Raw genomic sequence first — 21,110 nt, forward strand, 5'->3', positions numbered from 1 at the left:
CCCGTGTGACGGGTGCCGCCCTCTACGTCAGTACGTCAGGTCAACCAGCTGGTGTCCTGACCCGGTTCGGTCCGCTTAGGGCGGGTCGATGCTGAAGATGACGCGGTGTCCTGTCCATTCGTTCATGCCCCACAGGCGCCCGGATGCGCGGCTGTAGGAGAGGTTCTGCGTCAGACTCGGCGCTCTTGTGATGACAGAAGGCGCCTCGCCCACGCGTGCGCGATGGATGCAGGAGTAAGCACCTGTGGCGGTGGGGTTGGGAACCCAACCGGGAGCCGGGCATTCACCGGACATGTAGTACCAGGTGCCGTCGGTTGCCACGCCCTGCATCTGGTAGACCGGCGTGCTGTAGGCAGCTTTCGCGGATGTGGTGCCGACCGCCCCGCCGTTGTCCGCCTGGGGCAAGTCGTTGCTGTCGTTCAGGGGCCAGCGGGCGATGCGGCCTCCGCCTTTGGCGCTGTGGGAACGGTACTCGCCGGATACCAGCGCATGCGGGGTGCTGCTGCGGTCCAGGCTCAGCGAACCGAGACAGATCGGGCCGGTGCCGCCCGTGCAGGCCCGAGGATCGTCCGAGCGTGCTCCCGTGTGATAGCGGGCCACTAGCGGTAGTGCCCACTGGTGCCAGCGCGCCGATGAGGCACCGCCGAAAATCCCGACGTCCTCGCGGGAGGTGCTGCTCATCTTCCACAGGTACTGCAAGTCGAAGACGAGGAGTTCGCCGCCGTTGGCCACGAACAGCTTGTTGCCGTACCAGACCATGCCATCGGCGTGGACATTGGTGATGGGAATGAAGTTCCCCGACGTGGCATTGCCAGTGGGCTGGACGAGCATGGCATGGCCATAGGTCACGCGGTCACCGGTCGACTCCGCAATGGTGATGCGCCCGAGCTGGTTCTGTCCTCCGGCTTTGGTGCCGTAGTACCAGGAGTTCATGTAGAGGTGGTGGCCGAAGTAGGACGTTCCGTCATAGTCATGCGAGGCCGTGAACCCCTGCGGATGCCAGCCACCAGCCTCGAACGCGCTCGTGTTGTCGTCCGACTCGTCGAGGCAGAAGCCGTCGTACTTGAGAGTGTTGGACAGGCCCGTGTCATGGCACAGGGCCGGCCGACCGACATGCTGGGCGGACTGAGCCACCTGCAGGGGCGTGGCCTTGGTGACCGCGCCACTGGCCTCGGCCCCCCTGATGGCCGCGCCGTAGTTGCTCCAGTCGGCCTGCGGATCAATCTTGAGCTTGAAATCCGAGGCGTTCGCCAGCTCGGTGAGCCCATCTACCGCTGACGCCGGCTGCGCCGATATCAACAGGGTGGCGACGGTGGCCAGCGTTGCGGTCAACGCCGCAACCAGCCGCCCACCAACAATTCGCGTTAATGTTCTAGTTTTCACCGCCGCAGTTTACGGGCCCGCTGGCGCATGCCCTGCACGCCCCGGCGCTGCAGCAATGGCTCCTCTCGTGGTGCGAGGAGACCCGGCAGCCCCCTGCCGACGCTTACGAAAGGGACCGTGCCGTGGCCGACGCGTCTGGAACTGGTCACCCCCGGAGCGCCAAGCTGCCCTACCATCCGGCCTGCCGGCAGATCATGGCGGTGTTCGCCCTGACGCCCCACGGTGGGCACGGGCGGCCTGTGAGGCGATGGACCCGGAGGTCGCGCCCAGCAACGTCAACAACGTCCGGCTCAAGGTCAAGCGGCTGGTCGAACGCGGGATCCTGATTGAAGTCGAGTAGGGGTTGTTCGCCCAGCCAAGGCCATAACCACCCACAGCGGCCACCACCAGCATGGCATCCCACCTAAAAGCGGGAAGCGGGCACCACGTCACATACCGCCCTCTAAAGAGCGCGGCGGCCGGCCCGAGGCTCGCGGCCGGGCGGGCAGCGAGCCGGTGTCCCTCGATGACGGTGACCAGTTCCGCCCACGGACGCGGGCAGGCGCAGGTCGGCGGTAACGCCTCCTCGGACGGGGCGGTCACTCGGTGCCGTCCTCGGGCGGGTCGTCCGGGGTTATCTCGGGTGCGAAACGGGTGTCAGGCGTGTTGACCGAACTAACTCAAGAGTTTTCGCAGGTCAGTTGGGGTTTCTGCTAGCTTCCCGGCATGCCTGGTGAACAGCGTCCTGACAGGGATCTCAAGAACTTTGTGCTGCCTGAGTTAGGCAAGTTACTGGAGACGGGAGACCCCTGGGAGCCGTACCAGGTGCTGGATCCGTTCGGACGACGGATCGAGCCTGTCGCGACGTACCTCAGAGACCTGATGGCAGCAGACAGTTCGCCGTTGACGCCGCGCTCGTACGGGATGGATCTGCTGCGCTGGTGGCGCTACCTGTGGGCATGCGGAATCGAGTGGGACCGCGCGGTTCGTGAGGATGCCCGGGACTTCATGCTGTGGATGAAGCTGGCGGACAAGCCGGTACGTGTCCACTGGCGTCACCGCGGCAAGGACCCCGCCGAGATACCCCAGCCCGCCTGGACCGGCAGCCCGGCGCCGGGAGCTCCGAACCCGGTGACGGGCAAGCCCAGCGTCGGCAAGAAGTACGCGCCCAATACCCGGGCGCACTGCGAGACGGTGCTGCGGACCTTCTACGACTTCCACCTGGAGCGCAACACCGGTTCGCTGCTGGTCAATCCCTTCCCTCTGGTCCGCAATCGGCGCTCGGCACGAGCCAACGCCCACCACAACCCCGAGAAGGAACACAAGTAGCAGCGCACCGGCCTCTATCGACCCAAGGTTCCCAAGCGGATCCCGCGCCGCATCCCCGACGAGAAGTACACCGAGGTCTTCGAGGGCCTCCGCTCGCACCGCGACCGAGCCCTACTGGCCTTCTGGGTCGCCACCGGCGCCCGCGCCGAGGAACTGCTCACCGCCAGGCAGAGCGATGCGGTCGTCGGCCAGCAAACCATCGGCGTGATCCGCAAAGGCACGCGCGATTACCAGGAGCTGCCCGCCACTCCTGACGCGTTCGTCTGGCTGCGGCTCTACCAGGAAGAAGCCTGGAAGAAGGGCGTCCCCCGCCGCCGCGGGCAGCCGCTGTGGTGGACTCTGCGCCGCCCCTGGCGACCTTTGGAGTACGACGCGGCGCGCATGATGTTCAACCGCGCCAACGAACTCCTGGGCGCCAACTGGACTCTTCACGACCTGCGGCACACGGCGACATTCTTGATGCTCGACGACCCGAACATGCCGCCGGTCTACGTCCAGCACATCCTCGGCCATAAGCATCTATCCACCTTGGACATCTACAACCGGCCCACCAGGGACGACGTGATCTCGGCAGGTCTCGCACACCATGCCCGCCAGGAGCGTAAGCGCAATGACCCGCCTCCGGCCCCGCCCGCGCCGGCCTATAACCGCGACTCCCTTGACATTCTCTTCGGCGGGAGGCGCAGGTGACGACCACCACCGTCCCTCTCGTCTCCCCGCCGGCCCGGGCCGCGAGGAGCCTGACTGGCGGAGAGATCGATGCCTATCTGCAGACGTTTCCGCCACGTAGCCCGGGAACCGACTGGCTCACTACCCGATTCTCCTGCGAGGAGGTTCTCCGCAGGCTGGAGCAGCCGCCGTTCAAGAACGGCAAGGACTCCACCCACTCGATGCGGATGGTCGGTGCGCGCCTGCTGCTGCGATGGCTGGAGACCTTCGAGGGCGAGACCTGGCAGCAACGCTGGAATGCCAGCCCGGGCTCCGCCACCTCGGCCTGCTGGACCGATGCCCCCCTTGCTTGGGGGATCGTCCACGGCAGGAAGCCTCAGAAGGCAGGGCTCGGTTCCGGGCTGCTGGCACTGGCCTGCGCTGATGTCATCCGCCCCAGCATGCCGTGGCTCGCCAGCAGCCTCTCGCCCCACCTGCGCGAAGCCATCGAAGCCGCCCGCGATCCCAGGGGATTCGCCGAACTGCGTAACGCCCGTATGCCCGGGCAACCGGATCAGCGGCGCACCTCGAAGGCGCTCAAGGCCCTGGCCCGCATCCTCGCGGCGAAGGGCGGCGCCATCGACGACATTGTGGTCGGCGATGTCCTCGAACTGCTGTTGGTGGCCACGCCGAACTCCACAAGTCACACTCGGCTCGCCTATGCCCTGCTGCAGAGCCGCGGCCAATTTCCCCCTGACGCGCCCAAAACGCTGCGGAGCATCGAGAAGCGTGCCGGCCAGGTGAGCCCGGCCCAGCTCGTCGACCGATTCGATGTGAAGTGCAGGCCGATCCGCGATCTGCTCGTCAGCTACTTGACCGAACGCCAGCCCTCAGTCGACTACGTCACATTGGTGCATCTGTCCAGGAATCTGGCCGGCTACTTCTGGGCCGACCTGGAGCGGCACCACCCAGGGATCGACAGCCTTCACCTGGCCCCGGAGGTGCGCGACGCGTGGAAGACCCGGATCGCGGTCAAGATCGTCAAGCACCGCATGCCGAACGGCACCGTCGCCACGGCAACGGAGCCCCGCATTGGAGCCTTGATGATCAGGATGGCCGTGCGGGGTTTCTACCTGGACATCGCCGAATGGGCTTTGGACGAGCCCGAACGCTGGGGGCCGTGGGCGGCTCCGACCCCAGTGACCGAAGCCGACTGCTCCGCCAAGAAGGCCGCGCAGGAGGTCCGCGCCAGATCCGACGCCCGCACCCGGGAGAGGCTGCCCGTCCTGCCCGCGCTGGTACAGGCATCTGCCCGCCGGCTGAAAGAAGCCCGGGAGCGCCTGGAGGCATTGGAAGCGGCTGACCTGGGAGCCACCATCACGGTGCACGGCGAGAGTTTCACGCTGCCCCGGTCCACCGAGCGAGCCGACGGCAAACCTTCAAAGGTCGTTGACGCCACAGGAACACCGCGCGACTTCCGAACGGAGGAGAAGTTGGCCTTTTACGGCTGGGCGACCGTGGAGATCCTCCGGCACACCGGGATGCGCATCGAAGAGCTCAAGGAACTCGGCCACCACAGCATCATCAGCTATAAGCTGCCGACCACAGGAGAGGTGATACCGCTCCTGCAGATCGCACCGTCCAAGACGGATCAAGAGCGCCTCCTGCTGGTCAGCCCCGAGCTGGCCGACGTTCTCAGTGCCGTGATCAGCCGCGTTCGCGGGCATGACGGCAGGGTGCCGAGCATCCCGTCCTACGACCTACACGAGAAGGTCTGGAACCCTCCTATGCCGCTGCTCTACCAGTGGTCTGTGGGCGGCGAGAACAGGGCGATCTCCATCGCCACGATCCGCTCGTCGCTCCACACGCTGCTGGCGGATACCGGCATCACCGACGCCAGCGGACAGCCGCTGACCTTCCAGCCGCACGACTTCCGCAGGATTTTCATTACCGACGCCATCCTCAATGGCCTCCCGCCCCACATCGCGCAAGTTATCGCAGGTCACGACAGCATCAACACCACGATGGGATACGCGGCGATCTACCCCACAGACGCCATCGAAGCCCATCGAGCCTTCATCGCCCGCCGCCGCGGCCTTCGACCCGCCGGGGAATATCGGGCAGTGACCGACGAGGAGTGGCAGGAGTTCCTCGGGCACTTTGAGCGGCGCAAGTTGGCTCTGGGACAGTGCGGCCGAGCATACGGAAGCAGCTGCGTCCACGAGCACGCGCGTGTTCGATGCCCAGTACTGATCGTGGGGCCTGGTGAGCGGCCTCGCCTGGAAGAGATCCGCGAGAACCTCCACGCCAGGATCACCGAAGCCGAACGCGAAGGATGGCTGGGCGACGTCGAGCAACTGACCGTCAGCCTCGCCGCCACCGATGACAAGATCAGCCAGATTGACGTCAACGAGAGACGGAAGAGCGCGCCGGTGTTTGTCGGCATGCCAGCGATCAGTGAACTCGTAGTTCGGGAAGCCGAGAACCGGGATAGGACGGACTGACTGCGACGCAGATGGATAACAACCCAAACCGATCGGCCAGAACGCGGCGCTTCAGACGAGCTTCATCCACGCGGATGACCTACACCACCCCACCCCACCCCAGGCCACGGGCCACGCTCTACGGGCGGCGGGCCAGCAAGTGTGTGTCGAGGAAGCCGCGCTCGGACGCTGGGTCGTGGAGCAACCGAGCCACCGTGACGAGCCCGGCCCCTGCCAGCAACTCGGCAAACTGCTCCGCCGGCCAGCTATAGGCGGGCGCCACCTTGTGATCGAAGCGGACCGGCTCCGGCCCCTCGGTCCCGAAGAAGGACACCAGGAGCAAGCCCCCTGGTGCCAGGACACGCACCTGCTCAGCGAGCAGCGGGGGCAATTCCCCAGGTGGGGTATGGATCATCGAGTAGTGGGCCAGCACTCCACCGAGCGCGCCGTCCTCGACGGGCAGGTCCTCCATTCGCGCTTCGCCGAACCGCAGCGCCGGATGGGCCCGCCGGGCGTGGTCGACCATGGCCGGGGAGAGGTCGAGCCCGAAGGCGTCCAGCCCCAAGTCGTGCAGCATGGCCGTCAGATGACCGGGTCCGCACCCGACGTCGGCTGCCCGCAGGTTCCCCGTATCACGCACGAGCTCGGCGAAGGTGCCGATCATGTTCCGCGCGAACGGCTGCGTCTCCAACCGATTAGCGAACATCGACGCATACAGTTCGACGACCCCGTCGTAGGCCGCCCTGGTCTCGTCCTGGTGTTCCAACACGGGAAGGAAACTAACACCGCGCCGTTCGCCGCCGTTCTCTGGCCCATACCGGCCCTTCCCCTCGGGACTGATCGTCCCGTCACCTGATCACGGGACGCCCCCGGTAGTTCGGAGAAGGCATGTGAGGCATGTGTCCCGATGCGTACGTACCTGACGGATATCCGAAGGGTGTTCAGGCACGTTGGGCACGTCGTGACGTTCCGGCCCACCGGCAACCTTGTACGGAACCGAATGAAGTCCGGTGACCTCGTTTCGGACGAAACGAGGTCACAAATCGGGCGCAGCCGTCCCGCCGCAGACAGGCAACCGACGACACCTCCCACCGGGCCGCCCTGTTGCTGCCGTCCAAGCTGGAGTCCCGAGCCGCCGCGCTCGGCAACGGCGCCATCTCCACGATGACGATGCCCCCGACTTTCTTTCGCACGAAAGGAAGTCGCCGGGGCCGTGCTGGCTGTCCTCTGTGGGAACAGGCCATTGTCCGCTGTCCGCCTGCGTAGGTTCGATACCCGGTGCGACTGTGTGCTGACGGATCGCTACAGGGAAGGGTTGGTCATGAGCACAGATGGCACTGGCACGTCGGCTGCGGAGCAGAGTGATGCGGAGGCGGTCGAGGAGGCTGCTCGGGATGCCGGAACCTCGGGTGAGGTGGCGCCGCCGCAGTACACAGTCAGTGGCGCGGAGGCCCGCCAGATGGCCGACGAGGCGATGGAGGAGGCCCGGCGCCTGGAGGAGGAGCTGGTCGCCGCTCTGCCACAGGAGCGGCAGGACGCGATCCGTGAGACGCAGAAGCAGCTCGCGTCCGGCGGGTGGGAGGTGCGCGCCACTACGCACTGGTGGGGTTTTGCGATCCACCTCAACGCCAAGGCCGCCCAGGACATCGCGGACATCACCGAGATGATCGGTGACATCGCCGGTGAGGTTTTGGGCGGGAAGATCGGGAAGCTGGCCGAGGCGGTCTGCAAGATCAGGGCTGCGGTGATCCGGGCCGTGGGCAAGGACTACGGCTGTCGGCTGGTCTCCCCGTGGATCGCACCCGCGATGCTCTTCCCGATCCCCGCGGTGCCGGCCCAGGATACCCACCTGTGGTGGACCGTCCTTGGCACCTCCTCCAACGACTGGAGTCCGGACGAGAAGTTCACCGACCACCGCTCCAAGTCCAACCCGGCCCTGGCCGTCTACAACGGCAAGCTGTACTGCGTCCACCGCGGCGACGGGGACAGCAAGCTGTGGTGGACCGTCTACAACCCCGACACCGGCTGGAGCCCGGACACCGCCTTCCCCGGTCACACCAGCGGGGCCGGCGCCGCCTTGGCCGTCTATGGAGGCAAGCTGCACTGTGTCCACCGCGGCAGCGGAAGCGACACCCAGCTGTGGTGGACCACCTTCGACGGCACCCGGTGGAGCGCGGACACCCAGCTCGCGGGCAGGACCAGCCACGGGCCGGCCCTGGCCGTCCTGGGCGGCAAGCTGTACTGCGCCTACAAGGGCTACAACGACAACTCCCTGTGGTGGGCCACCTTTGACGGCGCCAGGTGGGGCGGCGACCAGTCCTTCGGTAGTCATCGCACCGACTCCAACCCCGCCCTGGCCGTCTACAACAACACGCTGTACGCGATGTACAAGGGCCACAACACCAACACCCTCTACCTCGCCCGCTTCAACGGCAGCAACGGATGGCACGGCGACAGCGCCCTGCCCGCCCACACCAGCGCCGAAGGCCCCGCCCTGGCCGCGTTCAACAACCACCTCTACTGCGTCCACCGCGGCGGCTCCGACGGCAAACTCTGGTGGACCCGCTACAACGGCAGCACCTGGAGCGCCGACACCAGCCTGCCCAACCACTACAGCGCCCAGGGACCGGCCATCGTCGCCTACCGCGATGAGAACGGCACCAAGGACCAACTCATGTGCATCCACCGCGGCTCATAGCCCCGGCGCGTGGACCTCAGGAACCCACGCCGCCCGGCCCCTCACGGGGCCGGGCGGTCGCATTCCACGGTCCGACGGCATCCGACGTCATGGTGGACGCCTGGCTCGAACGCAGAGTCGGGGCAGTGGCTGCCGGTCACCGGCTCGTCAGCGCATGATCAGCGGTCCAACTTCAGTGTCAGAGGACACTGGCGCGCGAGCGACGCCCCCACGGCATGTACTTGCCTTGCCTAACTTGCCTGAAGTCACGATCAGCACTCTGAGCTGCAAGAAGAGCCAGCACCCCTAGATAACGTCGGAGGTCGCCCGCCATTCGCGCGGTTTGCGGCCGGTGGCCTGCTCGACGTCGGCGACCTCCTGGTGGCCGTAGGCGGTGCGGATCCCGGAGACGGACATGCCGGAGGCGGCGGCGAGGTCGGCGAGCTTGTAGGGGCGGGGGCGGGTGAACTCCCGTCCGTACGCGACCAGGCGGCGGATCTCGGCCTCGGCCTGCTCCTTGCGCCAGCGGGCGATGCCGATGGCCGACAGCAGCGGCTCGTTCTCCTCCGGGTCGGAGTCGGAGGCGGCTTCGAGATTGAAGGCCGTCTCCTTGCGGGCGTGGTCGATGTCGTGGCAGACGTCGTTGTAGATCTCCGGGTCGACGTCGTCCGGCTCGGGCATCGGATGGAGGATCGCGGCGATCTCGTCGTAGGCACTCATGAATGCAGTGTGTACAACGAATTACGATGAGCGCAATGGATTTCACCGATCGGGATCGATCGAAGTCCCGACCCTCCGGGTCCGGTTCTCACAAACGGTTTCTTTGTCCGAGCAAGATCAATTAGAGCCGCGCGGAGGCTGCCGGGAACCGGATCGGTTCGCAGAAGCCGTTCTCACTCAAGACTGACGGAAGGGAGGTTCTGCGACTTGAGTTGTGCGAAAATCCGGGGTCATGACGGACCCTCAAGAGCCTTCCCCACCCGCCGCATCGGAAGCCGATCTCGTCGAACGCCATCGGTGCCCGAAGTGCAAGGCGGCCCCCGGCTCGCCGTGCCGCTCGCGCTCCGGCGCGGTCGCGAGCGCCTACCACACCGGCCGCTTCACCAAGGTGCCCAAGCTCGCGAAGGAGCTGCGGGTGCAGACGCCGGCCGACCGTAGCCCCGGCCAGCCGTGGCGGCCCGGAGCTCCGGTTCCCGCCGCCATCGATCCGGATCTGCCGAGCGCGGACATCCGCATCGGCTACGCCCGGTGCTCCACGCTCGGGCAGGAACTCGACTCGCAGCTGGACGCGCTCGCCAAGCACGGCATCGAGCGAGAGAAGATCTTCAGTGAGAAGATCAGCACCCGCATCAAGGTCCGCCCCGCCTTCGAAGAGGCGCTGAAGACCGCCCGGGAGATCAAGGCGCACGCCCCGCACTGCCGGGTCCTGTTCACGGTGTACGAGATGAAACGGCTCGGGCGCGACGCGGCAGAGCTCACCGCGCTCGCCGACCACCTGACCGAGCACGGCCTGGTGCTGGAGATGCTCGCCGGACCGCTACCCGGCATCTACGACCCCACCGGCCCCGGCAAGCTCCTGTTCGGGTTCTTCGCCGCGATGGCGGAGACCGAGCGGGAGAACATCCGCGAATCCACGCTGGAAGGACTCGACACCGCGGCCCGTAAGGGCAAGCACGGCGGCCGGCCCCCGGTCATCACCGACGACATGCTCCACACCGTGCTGCGCCGTAAGGCACTCGGCGAGTCCGTCGAGCAGATCCAGCCCGACCTGATCATCCCCACCGGCAAGCGCAAGGGCCTGGCTCCCAGCGTCGCCAGCATCTACCGGGCCCTCGCCGAACACGAGAAGCGCGAGACGTACCCCGAAGCCATCGAGCAGGCGCACGCCGACTTCGCCGTCCTCCACGGCGACGACATCCCCCGGCCCCGCCCGGCATTCGCCGGGGCCGCAGAAGCAGGTGCGGAAATCTCGTAAACCTGCTGGTCAGCGCTATGGCGACAGAGGCAGGATGGTCATCTCGATCACCTTGGAAAGGACCGTTCCCCATGGCACTTCCTCCGTTGACCCCATCCCAGAGGGCCGAAGCACTGGAGAAGGCGAAGGCCGTCCGCAAGGAACGCGGCGACCTGATGGCCGCGTTGAAGGCGGGAACTCTGCCGCTCACGGACCTGCTCGCCCGCCAGGACACCGTGGTCGGCAAGATCCGGGTGCGCCGTGTCCTGGAATCGCTCCCCGGCATCGGCGCCGTCCGCGCCGGCCAACTCCTCACCGACCTCGGTATCTCCGAGAGCCGCCGCGTCCAGGGCCTCGGCGCCAACCAGCGCGTCCGGCTCCTGGCGCTCTTCCCGCCCAAGGACTGACTGGTCGCGCCCTGTCGGCGCACGCCGTGCTCGGGCAGGGTGGACGCGTCCGCGAAGCGATCAACGGGAGGGGAACGGCAGTTGAGCAAGCGCACGAAGAAGCCGGGCGGCGGAGCGAAGAGGCCCGTGCCGGTGAGCGCGGCCCGGCTCCGGGACGGCTGGGTGCAGCCGGCCGGGGGCAGGGTGCGGCTGATCCGCCCCGGAGAGGAGCACGCGGCGGACGCCCTGATGCGCCTGGCGGGGGTGGAGCTGGACCCCTACCTGGAGCGGGCCATCAGCGACGGCTCGATCGCCCACACGCTGCTGACCGGTCTCGACCACAACCGTGACGCGTACTACGAGACGGCGCTCAAGGCGTGCATGCGGCCACAGCTGATCGAGGGGATGCCCAGCATGTCCCTGGTCCTGGTCGCCGAGGACGAGGCGGGCGACGTGGTAGGCGCGCTCGCCGGGATGCCCGCCGCGACCATGCTCAAGGAGGCGTCGGACTCCGGCTACAAGCCGGAACAGCTCGTCACACTGTCCCTGGTCATCGCCAAACTCCAGGCCCTCGCAGTGGCCGAACACGCCCGCGGCCAGGGCCTCGCCAGCGCCCTGCTCAAGCGGGCCTGGCAGATCTACCAGCAGCTCGGATTCTTCCTCGCCTACGGCCAGTTCGACGTCGGCAGCGGCCTGGAGACGTTCTACGGCACCCACGGCTTCGCCGCCCACATGCCCGGCGAGCGACTGTCCCTGGAGCGCATCAACCTGCCGATGGCCATCAACGCGGGCCCCGGCGAGCAGCTGTTCTCCCGCTGGCGCCCGCGCGGCTGACCGCCCACCACGACGAGGGGATCGACGATGACGCGCTACAACAAGCGGATCGACCCGGTCGGCGACAACGGGCTGACCCGCTCCCAGCAGGCCGTCGCCCGCCGCTGGGGCGAGCTCCTCGAACAGCTTCCCCGGCTCGCCGCGGCCCTGGAGAAAGAGGACTTCGAGACGCTGGCCGACAAGGGCGAGCGCCTGGCCCATCTCGCCGACTCCCTGTGGCGCGATGCGCGCGCGGCGGACCGGGCCCCCGTACCGGACAGCGGCGCGGTGTTCGCCGCGGTCGATCCCGACGCACTCGACTCGCCGATCGGCCGGGCGCTGCACCCTGACCGGTAGCCCGCGCCACTGAGCCCAGCACGACGCAGAGGACCCGGGCGATCAAGCCGCCGGGGTCCTCTCACCGTTCAAGATCAATCTCAGCGCCAACCGCTGTACCGATGTCGCACAAGGAGCGCTCGTGAACCAGTCAGCAACGTCTTGGGCCGACGCCCTCGCCGAGGAAATACAGACCAGCTACCCGAGCGTGCGGCTCGAACTCGGAATCGACCGCGGGCCGTATCTCGTACTGTTCTGGATCGTCCTCCCAAAGAACAAGCGAGGCAACGGAATCGGCACGCACGTCATGGAGCACATCACCGCCGCAGCCGACCTGCGCGGAGTACCGATGACACTCAGCCCGAGCGGCAATTTCGGCGGGGACCCGGATCGGCTGGAAGCGTTCTACCGACGCTTCGGTTTCGTCACCAATACCCGCCGCGGCGAGATCGGCTCTGCCAGGGAGAGCATGATCCGTGCGCCACGGAATCCTGCGGCGACGGACGGGCCGTAGGCACCGCCGCTCACCCGTACGAGCGCCGTACGCCGCCAGGGCTCGGCCGATCCGCGCCGGGCCGTAGGCTCGACGCCGTGGCAGACATCAAGAACACCCAGGGCTTCAAAGCCCTCCTTGCGCAGACCGAGGCCGAACTGCTCACCCGCGGCCTGGACGTCGTGCCCGTCGGGGTGCGCAACGTGCTCGCCCACGCGGTGAACACCGTCGCCGAGCGCATGGACATTCAGCCCCGCTCCGCCCTGCGCTACATCGACCCCTCGGTCATCGCCGACCAGATCGCCAAGGCCGGTGTCGAGTCCACCGACGGGGCCGAAGGGGCCCACGGCATCCGGCCCTTCCGTCTGGAAAACCGCACGGTGCCCACCGACCGGGTTGTCACCGGCCGCCCCCTGATGGCCCTCGCTCAGGCCGCCAAGTACGCCACCAGCAACGGCGACTCGCGCACCGCGCAGCACGCCATCGACCTCATCTGCGAAATCGGCTCCGCCATCGCCGACCTCGACAACGAGCTCGCGCCCGTCCCGGCCGCCGTGCTGGACGAGACCGCGCAGATCCTGGACCGCGTCGCGGACAAGATCGAGAAGGACGGGTGGAGCGTCTGCCCCTGCGGCGAAGACCACGGCCAGGCCCGCGCCGACGCCGCGGTTCCCGCCGTCATGCGCGCCGACGCCGACCTCGTACGCACCGTACGGGCCAGCATCGACCGCTGACGATCACGCGCCCGGCTGCTGGCCGAGCAGCGCCGCCAGACCCAGCTCCTCGTCCGAGGCGGCCATTACCGTGTTGATGGTGCCCTTGGACAGCTCGTCAGCGAGAGCGAGCACCTTCTCGTTAAGCTCCCGCAACCCGGCAAGCTGCTCGTCCAGGGTCTTGAGCTTCGCCCGCCGCGACGGGCTGAGGTCCGAGAGCTCGCCCCACTTGGCCGCCTGCTCCTCGAACAGGGTCAGGTCGCCAGCCTGCTCGGTGTAGACCCGCTTGATCCGCGCCACGTCGGCATCGGCAAGGACGTGCGGCTTGGTGCGGGCCTCCTCCAGCGTCTCCAGGTTCTCCCGCACGTCGACCGCCCAGCGCCGGGTGTGGTCGACGAAGAACTCCAGCTTGCTGATGGGGTGCCAGATCCGCTCGGGCATCACGCGATCCCTCTCGTACGACAAGTAGACCCGGCGACCCTAGCCGCCCCCCGATAGTCCGCCGCCCCGGATCAGCCCAAGGTCCCACGACCGTGCGCCTGACCTGCTAGGCGTTCAAGATCGAGTGCTTAGCGTTAATGGCTGTACCGATGTTCCCCAACCCCGTTGGCCGGGTACTTGGCCCGTGGCGAAGACGTAGGAGTCCCCCGGCGCCAGCGACGTGGCTCCCTGCTCGCTGCTGACGGTGACCGTGCCCTGCAGGCTGCCCTTGAAGCTTCGCTCGACCTGCACCTGGTAGAGGTCGGAGAGAATGCCGTCAATGTCGCGCTGCCCGGTACGGTTCACGACTTCGCCGGCGAAGACATCGTCCGCGGTCCCGGCGACCTGCCTGGCATCTCGCACGTCGTACACGGTCACCGCCTCGCCCGCGCTGGTCGCATCTGCCGCATCGGTGAGGCGGTACACCCCCAGCACGGCTCCGGCGACCACCGCCGATCCGGCCGCTGCGAGCGCCAGTCGGCGGCGAAACGAGCTCATGAGACTGCCTTTCAGCCCCACAGGACACGGTAGTTCTTGCGGTCCCGCGCGGTGGGGGCGCCGTTGGAGGGCATGTCGAAGGTGTTCGGAGCCGTCAACGAGCGGTAGCTGGCCGGGTTCTTGTGACAGAACCCCAGGGCGTGCCCCAGCTCGTGCGCAGCGATCATGCGCCGCGATGCGCGGTCCCCGTACCGCTTACCCGCTCCGAGGTAAGGAGGTCGGTGCCGCGCATCCCCTTCCAGCGCCCCAGGACCCCTTTCCACGGCGGGCGGGTCCTGGACACGTCCGACCATTCCAGGTCAGCGATCCTGCCGGCGTCATCAGCGGGAAACTTCACCCGGTCGAGGCCGCGCTGCGACCACACCCTGTGGGCGTGAACGCGCGCATCGTCGAACACGGACTCGTCTTCCCACGCGATCTCGCCGCTGTCCACAGAGGAGCGGCCCCGTGAATCCCTCTAGCCGTTCATGCACTGCGCCGCGGCCGCCGCCTGGGCCGATGCAGAAGGCACCGTGACCACGGACAGAGCAAGCAGCGTCGTCATCAGCAGCACGAGGCCCGGCCTGCGCCGAAGATGCCCTACGTCGTGCACAGGACGGGCAGCACTGCCTGGTCGAGAGCGGCTGGCAGCGGGGCGGGACCGAGGACGCACGACGCTCCGTTCGGGAAAGGGGACGAGCTGGAAGACCGTTCGTAGCGTGCCTGCCCTGGGTCGGTGATGCGCTGCGGGCATGTACTCCCTCACCCAGATGAGGTCACACCTGACCGTCACTTAGGTTCTGTCTCCGTGAACGGTCGTCGACGCGTGCGTGCTCGTTAGTCTGCTGAGGTGGCAGACATAGAAGTGGTCGTTAACCTGAGGGGGCGTCTGATCGATACGTGCAGTGATTTCTGGGATGTGGTGGCTGAGCCGTGCGGGCTGCCGGAGTGGTTCGCCCACAACCTGGACGCTTGGTCAGACACGATTCACGGTCGGGGCATCTCGGATGTCGTCGACAGCCACGACGTGCTGGTCGTGCATGTCGATCAGCGGGGTCTGTTCAGCGAAGGCAAGCGAGCCGGCCAAGATCTCACCCGCATCTTCGATGAAGAGCAGAACGTCCTCGTCGTCCACGCGACGAGGTGAGTGGAACCGTCCTGCATTCCCGGGAAACTCGGATAGAAAGCTCGAGTAAGTGATCAACATCCCCAAACGATATCTCGTCCCCGGCGGTCTCGCCCTCACAGTCGCTCTTACTGCAGGCATCGTCTACCTGGCGAGCACACCCCAATCAGATGATTCCGGCACCGTCCGATCTGCTGATGCCTGCAATCTGCTGAAGTCGAACCCGGCCGTTTCCGCGTTGAACAGGGTGCTCCCAGGTCAGTCTGCTTATTCATTCGATGAAGATCCTGTGAGGAGCCACTCGGCGGAAGCCAGCGACAGCTTCTCGACCAGTTGCTTCGTCCGTGGCGACGACGACCTGCTCCTCAGCGCCAGGGCACACATGATGCTGGCCGAACCGCACAAGACGTGGGCGAACTCGGTATTCGAGGGAGACGTCGGCGAGGAGGGGCGTGTGACCCGCTTCGAGGCGGGCATCCGAGGAGCGGCATCTCCTGACAAGGCGGCAGCTTTTGTTCCTTGCGTACCCGAAGGGAAAATTCCTGGTGGAGGCTACAACCTCAGTGTAGTGGTCGATCTTAAAGAGCGCGGACATTCAACCGAGGCTCAGGCGCGGAAAACCCTTATCGACCTGACGGTCAGCGCCGCAAGTTACGCACACAAAGCAGCCGGGTGCACCCTGCCGGCAAGAGCCTAAAGCGCGTTGCACAGGGCTGTGTTCGGGCAGGTCAGGGTGTGTGATCGTGTTCTTCTGCTCATGATGCGAGGGCGAGGTTGTGCATGTGGGCGACGGCTCGGACGGCGTGGTGGAGGCCGTCGCCGTGTTGCCGGCAGTCTCGGAGGATCTTGTAGTTCTTCATGCGTCCGATCACATGCTCCACCCTTGCGCGGACCTTGCGGTGGGCGGCGTTGTCGTCTTCCTCGCCCGCCAGCAGTGCCCGGCGGGGGCGTTTGCGGTGCGGCACCGCCATCCCGCAGTTGAGGTAGGCCCCGTCACCGAGCAGGGTGACACCCGCGCACTGCTCGGTCAGCCCGGAGGCCCGCCAGGCGTGAGCGTCCGCCGTGGTGCCCGGCACAGGCCGGGCGGTCGCGATCATGAGACGGCTGTCAGCGTCCACGATGACCTGCACGTTCGCCGAGAACCGGTAGTTGCGGCTGGACGCGCCCACCTGCCGGTCACGGACCGGGACCAGGGTGCCGTCCACGATCCACAACCGGTCCACGGCATCGGCCGGGCGGGAGACAGGCTCGAGTGCGAGCAGAGGGCCCAGCCGTTGGATCACCCGGCACACCGTCGACGACGAGACCCCGAACAGCGGTCCCAGCTGCCGCATGGTCAGGTTCGTGCGGTAGTACACCGCAACAATCAGCACCCGCTCAGCCAGCGGCAGACTCCACGGCCGACCCTGCAGAGTGCCGTCACCGCCCCGCTCCCGCACCACTTTCAACAGCCGCCTGAACTGATCCACCCGCAGCCCCGTGAACGTTTCCACCCACACGCGTTCGGCCCTCAACACTCGTCCGTGCAACGGAGATGCCCAGCTCACGGCCTTGTGCAACGCGCTTTAAGGGCCGTCCCGTAAACGAACTCCGAACTCCTGCATCGCCGGTCCTGCTGCTGGTCATAGATGGGCGGCAGGCTGCGGGATCAGGCTCGGTCGAGGCGATGGCGAGGCGCAGGGGGACACGGCCGTGGGTCGCTGACCGCTACGGCGCAACGGTGCTGGATGCCCCGGGAGTTGCTCGGGAACGGCAGGCCGCCGGATCTCACCGGGGAGTGGATGCAGCGATTTCCGGCGGCGGGGTTCGAACTCAATGGCGCGGTGCCCGGGGTCTCATGCATCACGCAACATCAGGCGCCCTCCTGGCGGACACTTGCGAGATCTGCGGAAGCACTGGTGATGTCACGGTGCATCACATCCGTGCCCTTGCCGATCTCGCTCATGCCGGATGGCCGCCGTCTGACTGGGCGCGCGTCATGCTCGATCGGCGCCGCAAAACGGTCGTGGCCTGCGATGCCTGCCACGACCGCATCCACGAGGCGCAGGCGGGCAAATCATTCACGCCGTGATCACTGGAGAGCCGGATGATCGGGGAAACCATCAAGTCCGGCGGCGGGAGGCCGCGAGGAAAAGGATCTGCCAAGGCAGACACCTCGCGCGCGGCCGACCCAACCGCCTGGCTCCACCAGTTCAAGCGGCTGCGAATCCGCTACGAGATACGAGCCGACCTCCACCTTGCCTGCAGCATCATCTGTTTGCGACGTCTACGAACCTCTTTTTGAAACCGTCAGTAAGACCCGCACGGATCGGAAACTCACCGCGGGTAGCAGCCCGTTGCGGGCTCGATACGACAGGCTCACGAGTTGCCCCTCAGGAAGAGGTAGAACGGACCGACGACCCCACGTCGCCGCGAGCTGGGAGACTGTCGACTCATCCGATACTGACGAAACAACCCTTAGCCGGTCTACTGGCCCGTGCCGAATTCGGAACTGCCGCCTTCACGGACCTGGGGGACGCGTCGGTGCAGTGGGGTCCGGGTGTGTCAGCGGCGGGTGAGCCAGAAGACGATGAGGGTGATCAGGCCGCTGCCGCTGCCGAAGCAGATGCCGCGCAGCAGCTGGCTGAGTGCGGTACGGCGGCGGGCGCGTGCCCAGCCGCGGAGGCGGCGGCCGCGGCGGGCGAGCGCGCGGCCGACAGGGGTGGCGGTGTTGCGGACATGGTGTAGAGCGCGGCGCCAGCGGCTAGTCTTCATGAGGGATGTCCTTCGTCGCTTGGGTGTGTCGGGGGATGTCGTGCGATGCGAGGAGCCCTGCGTCCCGTTGGCCTAGAAAACCGGGGACGCGTGACGGGGCTCCTTGCTGCTGTGCGGGTCAGGTGCGGCTGTGCTCGCGCAGGGCCTGGGCCAGGCGCCGGTCGGGGCGGGGCACGATCACGCAGTGATCGCCGTCGTCGGCGAGCCGGTCGACTTCCATCTCCAGGCCGCCGGTGAGCGGCGCGGCGCTGTCGGGGCGGGGATAGAGGTAGCGGGCGATCGCCTCGACCGTGTCGAAGAAGCCGTCGTCGAGTCTGTCTCCGAGGTCGTAGAGGACCTGGTGCAGCCAGTGGGCGGCTTCGCGCTGCTCGCCCAGAGAGGTGTGGTGAAGGTGGAGGCAGTATGCGGAGGCGCGGTGGCCGGCACCCGCGGCCAGCTGCCACCAGAACTGTGCGGATTCCGGGTGCTGTCCGGTCAGGTGAAGGAGCGCGGCGAACACCGCGGCGCCCTCGACGTCGAGGTCGAGGGTGTCCTCCTCCACGGGCCGCTCCGGGTCGCCCTGGGCGAGCTGGTCGACGTGATGGGCTGCGTGCGGTGCGCTGAGGATCCACCGGGCGATCACCGTCAGGCGCTGCCCGGCCTGGGCGGCATGCCGGGTGTCCGTGGTGGGTTTGGCGCGGCCGGCGTCGATGGCCAGCTTCCTGAGCGCGGCGCCGACATCGAACGTGATGGGCGTGTTCACCGGCATGGCAGCGTCGGCGAGCATGTCATCGAGCGTCCTCATCGTTCCCCCACTTCTCCTTGGTGTTCTTCGTTGATGAGGGCCGCCTTGTTGCGGCGGTCCCCGTCGGCGGCGGGCAGGTTCAGCAGGACACGCAGGCGGTCGCGGCCCTTGCGGATGTGGTAGTCCACGGTGCGCGAGTCCAAGCCCATGTAGCGGGCGATGCGCTTGGAGGGGTAGTTGAGGACGTACTTGAGCACGACCGCGTTGTACTGACGCGTGGGCAGCTGCAGCATGGCCTCATACAGTCCCGCGTTGCTGGGCGCCAGCTCCATCTTGGCGCGGATCGCGGCGAGATTGCGCGATATCGGCGCGTTGATAACAAACACCGGCGGCCGCTTCTCCAGCTCCAGGCGCTCGCGGACATGACGGCTCAGGACAGCCATCGCGCGCTGCTCCAGATCGGCCTCGGTCAGCAGTTCGTCCCAGGTCGCCAGTATCTCCAGGAACACGTCGTGCACGACGCGTTCGGCGGCGCTGCGGTGGCCGAGATGGAGCTCGGCGAAAGCGTGGAAAAACTCCTGCTGCGCCAGGTAGAAGCCCTCGTAGTCGAGGGGCAGTCCTGTGCGGGGTGCCGCGGCCGGGTCGGGGCGGCCCTGGCGGGGGATACCGACCGCGTCCGTCAGCGCGTGATCGTCATTGGTCACGCGGGCCTCACAGTGGTCATCACACGTCCCTGTACGTCTGAAGGTTGGTGGCGCCTGTCCCACCTGGGCGCTCACCGGTGAGCCGGGGTGGCTCTAGTGACCACCCTGTCGAGAATCGAGCCCCCTCACTCAACGCGGTACGGAAAAATATGACCCTGCGCCCATGGGTCGCTGCGGTACGTGTTCGCGATTGGGGCACACCAGTGCAGAAAGGCGCACTGAGCAGCAATGGTGAACCGCCGTTCACCGGCATGCGAACGGTTCCCCTCCATCAAGTGGCGTTCAACACAACGGAGTTCGGCGAAGCCGGACAGCGGCCACACACAACCCCCACACTGAGCGCTCATCCTGCGCACCCAATACGGCAGGAGTGATGAACCTCAAGCCCGCCAACCGTCACGGCCTCACGGGGCACCGGCCGGTCCGCCGCCCACGCTGAAAAAGATCACCCAGGCGGCACCTGTGGGGTGCATGGCAGGCGGAGAGTAGGGTGCGGTGACTGATCGATCACGGGGGAAGGGGCAGCGGATGCGGGGAATTCGTCGCTGGGCATGGGTCGGCGCGCTGGTGGTGGTGCTGGCGCTGCTCGGCGGCTACGGCTGGTATCGCTTGAGCGACACCGGGAAACGCTTGCGTTACGAAGACAAGCTCGAGTCGTACTGCGGTGGCGTGCTGCCGTACGAGGAGACTGTGGCCTTCACGGGCCTCCCGTCCGACCCGGCCGCGGGACTGCCCCACGACGTTCGAGAGGGCACGCCCAAGCAGGGGTACGACTTCTGCTGGGTCGCAGGCATGGACATCGTCGTCACCGCCGCACGCATCCCCAACAGCGCCGCCATCGACCTGAAGTTCTACCTTCCGCGGCTGCGCGCAGAGGCGCTCCCCACACCGATGGGCGGGGGCTGGCGGGGCTTCACCGACGGCGTGAACACCTCGGTCATTCTTCCGTGCACCAACCAAGACAGGACGATCACCGCCACCGTGCAGCTCACCTCGGAGGAGCCCAACAAGAGCGTGAGCCGCAGGGTGGCCCAGCTGACCACCGCGACTGCCGTTAGAGCCGCCGATCGCTGGGGCTGCGAGAGCAAGCCGGGCACCCGTGCGCAGGTCGTCAACCCGGTGTCAGACTCCTCAATTCCGGCGAAGGCCAACGGCACGTGCGCCGGGCTGCCCTGGACGCGCAACAAGCAGATCGACACAGTCACGGAGACCCCCGCAGATCAGTTCGCACCCACCGCGATGTGCTTCTTGGACGACACGGAAACCGATGACGGCTATCGCCTGGAAGCCTCGTTCGGCCCCTACGCCCTGCGTGAGCGCAACGACAGCCTGCACAGCGGACTGAACGCGAAGCTGGCCGGCAGTGGTGGGAAGACCGAGGAGTTCTTCTGGGCGAGTGCCGACTGTCCAGGGGACGGGCCGCGCGCGCTGTTCCAGATCAGCCCGAAGAGCGCGACCTCCAATAATCCGTCCTTCGCGCATGCCGCGTTGTCCGCGTTCGCCGAGCGCGCGGCCGAGCGGCACAACTGCACCGACCTGCAACTGCCGCCCGCACCCTACTGAGTTTTTCGTTAGTTCTGTGGGTGCAGGGGCTTCGGCGGTGTGAGCATGTTGGTGTGTCTTCTGAGTCTCAGGCCGTTGCCTCCGATGT

At 67.0% G+C, this 21,110-nt stretch carries 25 protein-coding genes and 1 pseudogene; 15 read left to right on the forward strand and 11 right to left on the reverse strand.

Going from position 1 to position 21,110, the window contains the following annotated elements:
• Positions 1-75: 75 nt before the first annotated feature.
• Positions 76-1,383 (reverse strand): hypothetical protein, encoded by a 1,308-nt coding sequence (locus ACWDVB_RS38485; RefSeq protein ID WP_451517847.1) that lies wholly within the window; start codon positions 1,381-1,383, stop codon positions 76-78.
• Between the two features lie 705 nt (positions 1,384-2,088).
• On the opposite strand from ACWDVB_RS38485, the gene ACWDVB_RS38490 reads away from it, so the two are divergent.
• From ACWDVB_RS38490 to ACWDVB_RS38500, 3 genes are read left to right on the forward strand one after another with little or no spacing between them, the layout of a single operon-like run.
• Positions 2,089-2,691 carry a hypothetical protein gene (locus ACWDVB_RS38490; protein WP_451517848.1) on the forward strand — a complete coding sequence of 201 codons (603 nt, stop codon included), beginning with the start codon at positions 2,089-2,091 and terminating at the stop codon, positions 2,689-2,691.
• Between the two features lie 51 nt (positions 2,692-2,742).
• On the forward strand, positions 2,743-3,381 hold the full coding sequence (locus tag ACWDVB_RS38495) for a tyrosine-type recombinase/integrase (protein WP_451517853.1): 639 nt from the start codon (positions 2,743-2,745) through the stop codon (positions 3,379-3,381).
• A complete protein-coding gene (locus ACWDVB_RS38500; RefSeq protein ID WP_451517849.1) occupies positions 3,378-5,843 on the forward strand; it encodes a tyrosine-type recombinase/integrase in 2,466 nt (821 codons plus the stop codon). The genes ACWDVB_RS38495 and ACWDVB_RS38500 overlap by 4 nt, the downstream gene beginning before the upstream one ends.
• 118 nt (positions 5,844-5,961) lie before the next feature.
• On the opposite strand, the gene ACWDVB_RS38505 is transcribed toward ACWDVB_RS38500, so the two are convergent.
• On the reverse strand, positions 5,962-6,591 hold the full coding sequence (locus ACWDVB_RS38505; protein ID WP_451517850.1) for a class I SAM-dependent methyltransferase: 630 nt from the start codon (positions 6,589-6,591) through the stop codon (positions 5,962-5,964).
• A gap of 552 nt (positions 6,592-7,143) precedes the next feature.
• Between ACWDVB_RS38505 and ACWDVB_RS38510 the strand changes: the two genes are divergently transcribed.
• The gene (locus ACWDVB_RS38510) at positions 7,144-8,520 is read left to right on the forward strand and encodes a hypothetical protein (RefSeq protein ID WP_451517851.1); all 1,377 of its coding nucleotides are present in this window, start codon (positions 7,144-7,146) and stop codon (positions 8,518-8,520) included.
• Positions 8,521-8,805: 285 nt separating this feature from the next.
• Here the strand turns inward: ACWDVB_RS38510 and ACWDVB_RS38515 are convergent, their stop codons facing one another.
• Positions 8,806-9,219 carry a hypothetical protein gene (locus ACWDVB_RS38515; protein WP_451519830.1) on the reverse strand — a complete coding sequence of 138 codons (414 nt, stop codon included), beginning with the start codon at positions 9,217-9,219 and terminating at the stop codon, positions 8,806-8,808.
• A 232-nt stretch (positions 9,220-9,451) separates the two neighbouring features.
• Between ACWDVB_RS38515 and ACWDVB_RS38520 the strand changes: the two genes are divergently transcribed.
• From ACWDVB_RS38520 to ACWDVB_RS38545, 6 genes are all read left to right on the forward strand, one after another.
• Positions 9,452-10,474, forward strand: a complete 1,023-nt coding sequence (locus ACWDVB_RS38520) for a recombinase family protein (protein WP_451519831.1) — start codon at positions 9,452-9,454, stop codon at positions 10,472-10,474.
• A gap of 71 nt (positions 10,475-10,545) precedes the next feature.
• Positions 10,546-10,860 (forward strand): integration host factor, actinobacterial type, encoded by a 315-nt coding sequence (gene mihF / locus ACWDVB_RS38525; protein WP_451519832.1) that lies wholly within the window; start codon positions 10,546-10,548, stop codon positions 10,858-10,860.
• An 81-nt stretch (positions 10,861-10,941) separates the two neighbouring features.
• On the forward strand, positions 10,942-11,673 hold the full coding sequence (locus ACWDVB_RS38530; protein WP_451519833.1) for a GNAT family N-acetyltransferase: 732 nt from the start codon (positions 10,942-10,944) through the stop codon (positions 11,671-11,673).
• 27 nt (positions 11,674-11,700) lie between these two features.
• The gene (locus tag ACWDVB_RS38535) at positions 11,701-12,009 is read left to right on the forward strand and encodes a hypothetical protein (RefSeq protein WP_451519834.1); all 309 of its coding nucleotides are present in this window, start codon (positions 11,701-11,703) and stop codon (positions 12,007-12,009) included.
• Between the two features lie 121 nt (positions 12,010-12,130).
• On the forward strand, positions 12,131-12,502 hold the full coding sequence (locus ACWDVB_RS38540; RefSeq protein WP_451519835.1) for a GNAT family N-acetyltransferase: 372 nt from the start codon (positions 12,131-12,133) through the stop codon (positions 12,500-12,502).
• Positions 12,503-12,579: 77 nt separating this feature from the next.
• Entirely contained in the window at positions 12,580-13,215 is a 636-nt protein-coding gene (locus ACWDVB_RS38545) for a hypothetical protein (RefSeq protein WP_451519836.1), read from the forward strand.
• Positions 13,216-13,218: 3 nt separating this feature from the next.
• Here ACWDVB_RS38545 and ACWDVB_RS38550 read toward each other — a convergent pair whose 3' ends face one another.
• The 4 genes from ACWDVB_RS38550 to ACWDVB_RS38565 form a co-directional block, all read right to left on the reverse strand.
• Positions 13,219-13,635, reverse strand: coding sequence for a hypothetical protein (locus ACWDVB_RS38550; protein ID WP_451519837.1), 417 nt, complete (start codon positions 13,633-13,635; stop codon positions 13,219-13,221).
• Positions 13,636-13,749: 114 nt separating this feature from the next.
• Positions 13,750-14,172 carry a hypothetical protein gene (locus ACWDVB_RS38555; RefSeq protein WP_451519838.1) on the reverse strand — a complete coding sequence of 141 codons (423 nt, stop codon included), beginning with the start codon at positions 14,170-14,172 and terminating at the stop codon, positions 13,750-13,752.
• A gap of 11 nt (positions 14,173-14,183) precedes the next feature.
• A complete protein-coding gene (locus ACWDVB_RS38560) occupies positions 14,184-14,339 on the reverse strand; it encodes a hypothetical protein (RefSeq protein ID WP_451519839.1) in 156 nt (51 codons plus the stop codon).
• Positions 14,336-14,605 (reverse strand): hypothetical protein, encoded by a 270-nt coding sequence (locus tag ACWDVB_RS38565; RefSeq protein ID WP_451519840.1) that lies wholly within the window; start codon positions 14,603-14,605, stop codon positions 14,336-14,338. Before ACWDVB_RS38565 ends, ACWDVB_RS38560 begins: the two co-directional genes overlap by 4 nt.
• Positions 14,606-15,001: 396 nt before the next feature.
• Between ACWDVB_RS38565 and ACWDVB_RS38570 the strand changes: the two genes are divergently transcribed.
• Positions 15,002-15,298: a barstar family protein gene (locus ACWDVB_RS38570; protein ID WP_451519841.1), complete on the forward strand. Its 297-nt coding sequence runs from the start codon at positions 15,002-15,004 to the stop codon at positions 15,296-15,298.
• 49 nt (positions 15,299-15,347) lie between these two features.
• Positions 15,348-15,974: a hypothetical protein gene (locus ACWDVB_RS38575; RefSeq protein ID WP_451519842.1), complete on the forward strand. Its 627-nt coding sequence runs from the start codon at positions 15,348-15,350 to the stop codon at positions 15,972-15,974.
• A 58-nt stretch (positions 15,975-16,032) separates the two neighbouring features.
• Here the strand turns inward: ACWDVB_RS38575 and ACWDVB_RS38580 are convergent, their stop codons facing one another.
• Complete coding sequence (locus tag ACWDVB_RS38580) at positions 16,033-16,806, reverse strand: transposase family protein (protein ID WP_451519843.1); 774 nt, start codon at positions 16,804-16,806, stop codon at positions 16,033-16,035.
• Positions 16,807-17,114: 308 nt separating this feature from the next.
• On the opposite strand from ACWDVB_RS38580, the gene ACWDVB_RS38585 reads away from it, so the two are divergent.
• Together ACWDVB_RS38585 and ACWDVB_RS38590 are read left to right on the forward strand one after the other, a co-directional pair.
• A complete protein-coding gene (locus ACWDVB_RS38585; RefSeq protein WP_451519844.1) occupies positions 17,115-17,348 on the forward strand; it encodes an HNH endonuclease in 234 nt (77 codons plus the stop codon).
• Between the two features lie 105 nt (positions 17,349-17,453).
• A pseudogene (locus tag ACWDVB_RS38590) lies at positions 17,454-17,561 on the forward strand (IS5/IS1182 family transposase); the annotation flags it as partial.
• 260 nt (positions 17,562-17,821) lie between these two features.
• On the opposite strand, the gene ACWDVB_RS38595 reads toward ACWDVB_RS38590, so the two are convergent.
• The 3 genes from ACWDVB_RS38595 to ACWDVB_RS38605 all read right to left on the reverse strand — a co-directional run bounded on the left by ACWDVB_RS38595 (position 17,822) and on the right by ACWDVB_RS38605 (position 19,459).
• Positions 17,822-18,031 (reverse strand): hypothetical protein, encoded by a 210-nt coding sequence (locus ACWDVB_RS38595; RefSeq protein WP_451519845.1) that lies wholly within the window; start codon positions 18,029-18,031, stop codon positions 17,822-17,824.
• Positions 18,032-18,149: 118 nt separating this feature from the next.
• Positions 18,150-18,815, reverse strand: a complete 666-nt coding sequence (locus ACWDVB_RS38600) for a hypothetical protein (RefSeq protein ID WP_451519846.1) — start codon at positions 18,813-18,815, stop codon at positions 18,150-18,152.
• The gene (locus tag ACWDVB_RS38605) at positions 18,812-19,459 is read right to left on the reverse strand and encodes a sigma-70 family RNA polymerase sigma factor (RefSeq protein ID WP_451519847.1); all 648 of its coding nucleotides are present in this window, start codon (positions 19,457-19,459) and stop codon (positions 18,812-18,814) included. Before ACWDVB_RS38605 ends, ACWDVB_RS38600 begins: the two co-directional genes overlap by 4 nt.
• 528 nt (positions 19,460-19,987) lie before the next feature.
• Here ACWDVB_RS38605 and ACWDVB_RS38610 point away from each other — a divergent pair.
• Entirely contained in the window at positions 19,988-21,022 is a 1,035-nt protein-coding gene (locus tag ACWDVB_RS38610) for a hypothetical protein (protein WP_451519848.1), read from the forward strand.
• Positions 21,023-21,110: the final 88 nt, after the last annotated feature.

It is taken from the genome of Streptomyces sp. NPDC003379, from assembly GCF_053589195.1.